7 protein-coding genes are annotated in these 7,705 nt (G+C 62.3%); 6 read left to right on the top strand and 1 reads right to left on the bottom strand.

Annotated elements, in window-relative coordinates; all coding sequences use genetic code 11:
• The 6 genes from metG to H7B90_RS16405 all read left to right on the top strand — a co-directional run.
• Window positions 1-395 (top strand): methionine--tRNA ligase subunit beta (gene metG / locus H7B90_RS16430; RefSeq protein WP_185136976.1); only part of this gene is annotated, 395 nt, incomplete at its 5' end.
• A gap of 137 nt (window positions 396-532) precedes the next feature.
• On the top strand, window positions 533-3,106 hold the full coding sequence (locus H7B90_RS16425) for a CHASE3 domain-containing protein (RefSeq protein ID WP_185136975.1): 2,574 nt from the start codon (window positions 533-535) through the stop codon (window positions 3,104-3,106).
• Between the two features lie 160 nt (window positions 3,107-3,266).
• Window positions 3,267-4,223 carry a metal ABC transporter substrate-binding protein gene (locus tag H7B90_RS16420; RefSeq protein WP_185136974.1) on the top strand — a complete coding sequence of 319 codons (957 nt, stop codon included), beginning with the start codon at window positions 3,267-3,269 and terminating at the stop codon, window positions 4,221-4,223.
• Between the two features lie 50 nt (window positions 4,224-4,273).
• A complete protein-coding gene (locus tag H7B90_RS16415; protein WP_185136973.1) occupies window positions 4,274-5,041 on the top strand; it encodes a metal ABC transporter ATP-binding protein in 768 nt (255 codons plus the stop codon).
• A 7-nt stretch (window positions 5,042-5,048) separates the two neighbouring features.
• Entirely contained in the window at window positions 5,049-5,849 is an 801-nt protein-coding gene (locus tag H7B90_RS16410; RefSeq protein WP_185136972.1) for a metal ABC transporter permease, read from the top strand.
• 17 nt (window positions 5,850-5,866) lie between these two features.
• Window positions 5,867-6,577 (top strand): cytochrome c biogenesis CcdA family protein, encoded by a 711-nt coding sequence (locus H7B90_RS16405; protein WP_185136971.1) that lies wholly within the window; start codon window positions 5,867-5,869, stop codon window positions 6,575-6,577.
• A 10-nt stretch (window positions 6,578-6,587) separates the two neighbouring features.
• Here the strand turns inward: H7B90_RS16405 and splB are convergent, their stop codons facing one another.
• On the bottom strand, window positions 6,588-7,655 hold the full coding sequence (gene splB / locus H7B90_RS16400; protein WP_185136970.1) for a spore photoproduct lyase: 1,068 nt from the start codon (window positions 7,653-7,655) through the stop codon (window positions 6,588-6,590).
• Between the last annotated feature and the right edge of the window lie 50 nt (window positions 7,656-7,705).

Here is a 7,705-nt window from a genome sequence, read left to right as displayed (position 1 = left end):
CCGCAGCGAAGCCGGACGCGAACGCCGGCGCGGGCGTCGCTCCGGCGGCGGAGGCTGCCGCCGACCGCAAGGAAGAGATCGGCATCGACGACTTCGCGAAGGTGGAGCTGCGCGTCGGGCAAGTCGTCGCCTGCGAGCCGATTCCGAAGGCGGATAAGCTGCTGAAGCTGCAGCTCGACCTCGGCTTCGAGACGAGGCAGGTCGTCTCCGGCATCGCGAAGTTCTACAAGCCGGAGGAGCTGGTCGGACGCAAGGTGATCTGCGTCGTCAACCTGAAGCCGGTCAAGCTGCGCGGCGAATGGTCGCACGGCATGATTCTGGCCGCATCGCAAGGCGATCGACTGACGCTCGCGACCGTCCCGGACGGAATGCCGAACGGCGCCATCGTCAAGTAACGTGCCAGAGATTCGATCTCCCGCCTCGCCGGGAGATCGATTTTTTTGTCCGTATCCGGCCATCCCTTCCTTTCCAATCCTCTTAGCGATGAGATATTATATAGTCGTAAAGGACTATAGCAAGGAGGCTTGCTCCGTTGGAAGTCGAGAAAGGGAGAAGCGGGAACCTATCCATCCGGACCAAAGTGCTGTTCGGCAATCTGATCGTCATGATCTGTCTCGGAATCGCCATCGTCGCGCTGGCGTTCCGCATCTCATCCTTGCAGCGCGAGATCGACTTCGTCAGCGGCCACGACCTGAGCGTGCACGAGACGATCGGCCGGCTGGAGAAGGACATGCTGGACATGGAGACCGGCATGCGGGGCTTCGTCATCACGGGCCGGGTCGAGTATCTGGAGCCTTACCGCGACGCTCTAGGGCGTTGGGAGACGGATTACGAGGATCTGAAGGACTTGACGTCGGACAACCCGTCCCAGCAGGCAAAGCTGGAGATGATCAGAAGCGACATCGAGGCGTGGCTGAAGACGGCGGGGAGCCAGGCGATCGCCTGGAAGGAAGAGGGCCGGACGGACAAGCTCGATTCGTTCTTCGCCAAGATGGAAGGCAAGTCGCGGATGGACCAGTTCCGCTCGAAGATCGACGAGTTCCGGGCCGCGGAGACCTCCCTTACCCAAGAGAGGGTTCGCGAGCTGAGAAGCGGGAACGATACGCTCGTCCTCGTCTTGTATGCGCTGTGGGCTGTCGTGGCGATCGTCTCCGTCGGGGTCGGCCTCATGATCTCCGGCACCTTGATCCGCGGCATCCGGCAGGTGGCGGCCGCGATCCGGACGATCGCGAAGGAGGATCGCGGGCCGGGCGCCCGGGTCGAGCTGAAGTCCCGCGACGAGATGCGGGAGCTGGCGGAGGCGACGAACGAGCTTCTGGCCAAGATCGAGAAGGACCATCTCGCGAAGGAGCGGATCGCGGAGGTGGCGACGCTGCTTCAAGGCCAGCAAGATCTCGAATTCGTCGCCCGCTCGTTCCTCGACAGGACGGCCCGAATATTCGGCATTCCTTATGCCGTTCTGTACCGGCTCGTCTCGTCCGACCAGCTGGAGAGAATCGCATCGTACGCGGCGGACGGCGAGGAGATCGGCCGCCGTTCGTTCCGTCTCGGCGAAGGCCTGGTCGGGCAGTGCGCGCGGGAGCACCGTCTGCTCGTCGTCTCCGATCTGCCCGACTCCTACGTCGCCGTGCGGTCCGGGATCGGTCAGGCGTCTCCCCGGGAGCTGGTCGTCGTGCCGCTCCTCTCCGAGGGCCAGGTCGTCGGCGTGCTGGAGATCGGGGCGTTCCGCCCGTTCGAGCCCGACGACCTGCGGATGCTCGAGACGCTCGCCGGCATCGTCGGCGTGTCGATGCAGTCGGTCGCGAGGCAGAACGAGATTCAGCAGCTGTACATAGAGGCGCAGGCCGCGAACGAGGAGCTTCAGGTACAGTCGGAGGAGCTGAACGCCCAATCGCTCGAGCTGCTCGGCATGAACGACGAATTGAAGCGGATCTCGAGCTTCAAGAGCGAATTCCTGGCGAATATGTCCCACGAGCTGCGCACTCCCTTGAACAGCATGCTGATCCTGTCGCAGATGCTGGCCGAGAACCGCGACAACCGGCTCAGCGAGGAAGACGTCCAGTACATCCGGACGATCCATTCCGCCGGCAGCGACTTGCTGAGCCTGATCAACGATATTCTCGACCTCTCGAAGGTGGAGGCCGGCAAGCTGGAGGTGGCGTTCGGACCGGTCGTTCTCCAGGACGTCCGCCAGGCGGTCGAAGACGAATTCAACGGAGTCGCCGCATCGAAGCGGCTCGAGTTCCGCGTCGCCGTCGAAGACGGAGTGCCGGAATGGTTCGAGACGGACGGCTTCCGGCTGCAGCAGATTATTCGGAATCTGCTGTCGAACGCGTTCAAGTTCACCGAAGCCGGCTCCGTGTCGCTCACGATCGGCAAGCGGATCTCCGACGTCTGGAAGACGGAAGAGCTGGCGTTCTCGGTCAAGGACACCGGCATCGGCATCCCGAAGGAGAAGTTCGAATACATCTTCGAATCGTTCACCCAGGCGGACGGCGGAACGGCGCGCAAATTCGGAGGCACCGGTCTCGGTCTCAAAATCTCGCGTCAGCTCGCGGAGCTGCTCGGAGGCCGGATCGAAGTGCGAAGCGAGCCCGGCGAAGGGAGCGAGTTCACCTTGTTCGTCCCGGTCCGGTTCCGGCTGTCCGCCGTCCGGGATATCGCAGCCGCCGGAAGCGGCGCGTCTGGTGCCGCCCGGACGACGGCGCTTCCCGACCGGGAAGCGACCGCCAGGCTGCAAGGGAAGAAGGCGCTGCTCGTCGACGACGACGCCCGGAACGTGTTCGCCCTCTCGAACCTGCTCGAATCGTTCAAGATGGAGATCGCCGTCGCGCATGACGGGCTGGAATGCCTCGAGCGGCTGAAGACGGAAGGTTGCGACCTGATTCTGATGGACGTCATGATGCCGGATATGGACGGCCTCGAGACGATCCGGGAGATCCGGCAGACGCTGGGCTTGGCCGTTCCGATCCTCGCGGTCACCGCGAAGGCGATGAAGGAGGATAAGGAGAAGTGCTTGCAGGCGGGGGCGAACGGGTACGTCAGCAAGCCGATCCAAGCCGCGGAGCTGATCCGCGCCATGCTGGAGAACCTTCCGGAATCCTGACCGGACGAACGAAAAACGGGCGGCTCTCAGGCCCTTCCGAAGACGAGCGCGTCTTCGGGAGCGGCCTTTTTTGTTTGGCTTCGCTATTGACAGCCGCCGAACCGCAGGAGTATACTCCAGAACGTAAATGCTACGATTAAGAGATGGGATGGAAGATTCGATGAGACGATGGACTTACCGGCTGGCGCTGTTCGCGGCGGCGCTGATCATCGCAGCCGGCTGCGATAACGGCAAGGCGGGCAACAACGATGCCGACGTGGCGGAGGGCAAGGTGAACGTCGTGACGACGTTTTATCCGCTCTACTACTTGGCCGCCGGGATCGGCGGAGAAAACGCGAACGTTACGAACCTGATCCCGGCGGGAGTGGAGCCTCACGACTGGACGCCGAAGAGCCGCGACCTGCAGACGGCATCCCGGGCTCAGCTGTTCGTTTACAACGGGGCGGGATTGGAAGGCTGGGTCGACGACTTCCTTCACGGGACGGGCTCGGGCGGAAGCTTGCGCACGGTCGAGGCCAGCCAAGGGATCGAGCTCATTCGCGGGAACCCGGAGGAGGCCGACGCGCATGAAGATCATGGCCATGAGGGCGATCTGGACGTCGATCCGCACACTTGGGTCAGCCCCAAGTCCATGCTGAAGATGGCGAGCAACGTCTTCGAAGCGTACGTCGACGCGGACCCCGCTCACAAGGACGCTTACGAGAGCCGGTATAACGAGCTCAAGGCGAAGCTGGAGGGGCTCGACCGGAAGATGACGGAAGGACTGGCGGACGTTCCGAAGCGCGACATCGTCGTCTCCCACCAGGCGTTCGGCTACCTGTGCCGCGATTACGGGCTGAAGCAAGTGGCTATCATGGGCTTGTCGCCGGACGCGGAGCCGCGGGCCCGGGATCTGCTCGACATCGCCAAGTTCGTCAAGGAGAACGGCGTGAAGACGATTTTCTTCGAGGAGCTCGTATCCGATCAGCTCGCCAAGACGCTGGCGGCGGAAGCGAACGTCGGCACCGACGTGCTGAACCCGCTCGAAGGACTCACCCCCGAACAAGAGAAGAACGGGGACGATTACGTGACGATTATGGAGAGGAATTTGCAAAACCTGCGGAAGGCATTACAATAAGAAGAAATGCAGGACGGACATCTAATCTTATGGCAAAGGAGGAAGGCGCGATGACGATCGGAAGCGCGGCGACCGCCGCTTGTCACCAGGAGATGGTCGCCCTGGAGGACGTCTCTTACTCGTTTGGCAGCCAGCAGGTGCTGAGCGGAGTCTCATTCCTCGCCCAAGAGAGAGACTTCATCGGACTGATCGGCTCGAACGGCGCGGGCAAGACGACGCTGCTGCGGCTCATCGTCGGCCTGCTCAAGCCGCAGCAAGGACAGATCCGCCTGTTCGGAACGCCGATCGAACGGTTCAAGGAATGGAACCGGATCGGCTACGTGCCGCAGCGGAACCACTTCAACCCGCTGTTCCCGGCGACGGTCCGGGAAGTGGTGCTCTCCGGCTTGTACGGACGGAGCAAGCTGTTCAAGCGGGTGACGAAGGAAGACGCGGCGCGCGGCGAAGACGCCATGAAGACGCTGAAGATCGCAGACCTCGCCGACAAGCGGATCGGAGCGCTGTCGGGAGGGCAGCAGCAGCGGGTGTTCCTCGCCCGGGCGCTCATCAACAACCCGAAGCTGCTTATCCTGGACGAACCAATGTCGGGCATCGATCCGGAGACGCAGGCGAACTTCTTCCACCTGCTGCGCCACATGCACCAGCACCATAACATTACGTTCCTCATGGTGTCGCACGACATGGAGATGGTCCGCTCCTATCTCGGGGAACGGCCGAAGACGGCGTCGGGCAAGCTGGCGTTCCACGTCCGGCACTCCCACGACCTCGAAGACTGCAGGGAGACCGACCTCCTGCACACCTTGCGGAAAGAAGGGTAATCTCGCTTTGGACATCCTGACGGCGGAATTTTTCCAGCGCGCGCTCATCGGCGGCGCTCTTATCGCGATTACGGCCCCGCTTATGGGGCTGTTCCTTGTCTTGCGGCGGCTCGCGATGATCGGGGACACGCTGTCCCACGTCAGCATCGCCGGCGTCGCCTTGGGCTTCCTGATCAACGTGTATCCGGTGGCGGTCGGCCTCGTCTTCGCGATCGTCGCCTCGTTCGGCATCGAAGCGCTCCGCAAGACGTACCGGAGCTTCGCGGAGCTGTCGATCGCCATCATCATGTCGGGCGGCGTCGCGCTCGCTTCGATTCTGTTCACGCTTGGCAAGGGCTTCAACCTGAACGTGAACTCGTACCTGTTCGGCAGCATCTATACGCTCGACTATACCGACCTGATCGTCATTGCGGCCGTGACCGTCGTCGTGCTGGCCGTCGTCCTGCTGCTGAAGAAGGAGCTATTCCTGCTCGCCTTCGACGAAGACGCCGCTTCGGTCAGCGGGCTGCCGGTTCGCTACTTCAATATCTTGATCAGCATTCTGACCGCTCTCGTCATCAGCGCTTCGATCAAGATCGTCGGAGCGCTGCTCGTCTCCGCACTGCTGACGATTCCGGCCGCTTGCGGGCTGGCGCTCGCCAGAAGCTTCCGCCAGGCGATCGTCCTGGTCGTCGTCGTCGCCGAAGCCGCCGTCTTGTTCGGCCTATGGGCGGCGGGCTTATGGAACCTGGCGCCGGGCGGAACGATCGTCCTGCTCTTGATCGCCATCCTGCTCGTCTCGTTGGCGACCCGGAAGTTGAGAGTGTAAGGGGGACTCCTAATATCATGAACGAGCTTAACGTCGGTATCGCCTTCGCGGGGGGACTCGCTTCCTTCATCTCCCCGTGCTGCCTGCCGCTGTACCCGTCCTATTTGTCTTACATAACCGGCATCTCGGTCAGCCAGCTGAAGACGGACACGAGCCGGGACGTCCGCTGGAAGACGATGTCGCACACATTCTTCTTCATCCTCGGCTTCTCGTTCGTCTTCTTCACCTTGAGTTATACGGCGAACGCCTTCGCTTCGACGTTCCGGGAATATCAGGACCCGATCCGCCAGATCTCGGCCGTGTTGATCATTCTGATGGGGCTGTTCCTGCTCGGGATCTTCCAGCCGCAGCTGCTTATGAAGGAGCGCAAGATGAACACGTCGTGGCGCCCGGCCGGGTACCTCGGCTCGTTCGTCTTCGGCATCGGCTTCTCGGCGGGCTGGTCGCCCTGCGTCGGCCCGATCCTGTCGTCCATCCTGGCGCTTGCCGCCAGCAATCCCGGCACGTGGGCCGAGCTGACGGCGGCGTATTCGCTCGGCTTCGGGGTGCCGTTCTTCGTGCTCGCCTTCTTCCTCGGGACGGCCCGTTGGATTCTTAAATATTCCGACAAGCTGATGAAGATCGGCGGCGCGCTCATGATTCTGATGGGCATTCTGCTGTTCACGGACCGGATGACGTACATCACGATCTGGCTGAACCGGATTACCCCGGAATGGCTGAAGTTCTAACCCGCATCGGTCACGTAAAATAATCGATGTTGGCCTTCGGGAACGTCTCGAAGATCCGCTCGGTCAAATATTCCCTTAACGCGTCTGCCTGCTCGTCCGGGTAGACGTATTTGTTTTGGCCCCAGCGGCCCCACTTTTTCTTCCGCTTCGCTTCGTCCATCTCCAGCTTCGTCTTCGGATACCGCTTCCCGATGACCGTCTTGGCCGTCTTGGTGAACCGGTGCTGAATCAGCTCGAACGTCAGATCGTTCGCCGCTTCCGGCGGCAGCGCCGCGCCCAGCTTCTCGAGAAGCTCCCCGTAGCCTTCTTGCCAGCCGTCGTACCAGATGATCGGCGCGATGATGAAGCCGAGAGGATAACCCGCCCGGGCGACCTTGCCGGCGGCTTCGATCCGCTCGGCGAACCGGGACGTCGCCGGCTCGAAGTTCTGGATGACGTAGTCGGAATTGACGCTGAACCGGATTCGAGTATGGCCCCGGTGGTCGAGACCGAGGAGCGAATCGACGTGGTGGAACTTCGTCACGAACCGAAGCCGGCCGTAAGGCTCGCCCGCCATGAACCGGATCGCCTCGGCGAGGGAGCCGGTCAGGTGCTCGAGGCCGACCGGGTCGGACGTGCAAGCCGCTTCGAAGCGGGTAATCTCCGGCGCCCGCTCGTCGATGTACCGCTTCGTTGCGCCGAGGATGTCGTCCATGTTCACGTAGACGCGGACGTAAGGCTTCGCGCCAAGCGTCGTTTGCAAGTAACAGTAATGGCAGTGCCCCATGCAGCCGGTCGAGAGCGGCATGGCGTATTCGGCGGAAGGCTTGGACGTATCGAACTTCAGCGTCTTGCGGACGCCGACGACAAGCGTTCGCTTCGCGATCTTATATTGCTCGAGCTCCGATTCGCCCGGAAGGTTCGTGATCCGGTTGTGGGACGTCGTCATCCGGTACGGGAGGTCCCGTTCCTTCACCCACTCGAGAATGCGCCGTCCGGCCGGATAATCGAGCGACGCCGGCTCGAAGTAGACGAGCTCCGGCACGAACATCGGGGTCTCCCTCGCCGCGCGGGAAGGTTCCGCGGTATAAGCGGGCATCCGTCATCGCCTCCTTGTCGGCGGTAGTTTGCGCCTTGCGGAGGCATGTC

Origin of the sequence: Cohnella xylanilytica (genome assembly GCF_014212175.1) — a bacterium.
GTDB classification, from domain to species: domain Bacteria; phylum Bacillota; class Bacilli; order Paenibacillales; family Paenibacillaceae; genus Cohnella; species Cohnella xylanilytica.
Note: the sequence above shows the minus strand (reverse complement) of the source record. Positions and strands in the feature narration are given on the sequence as shown.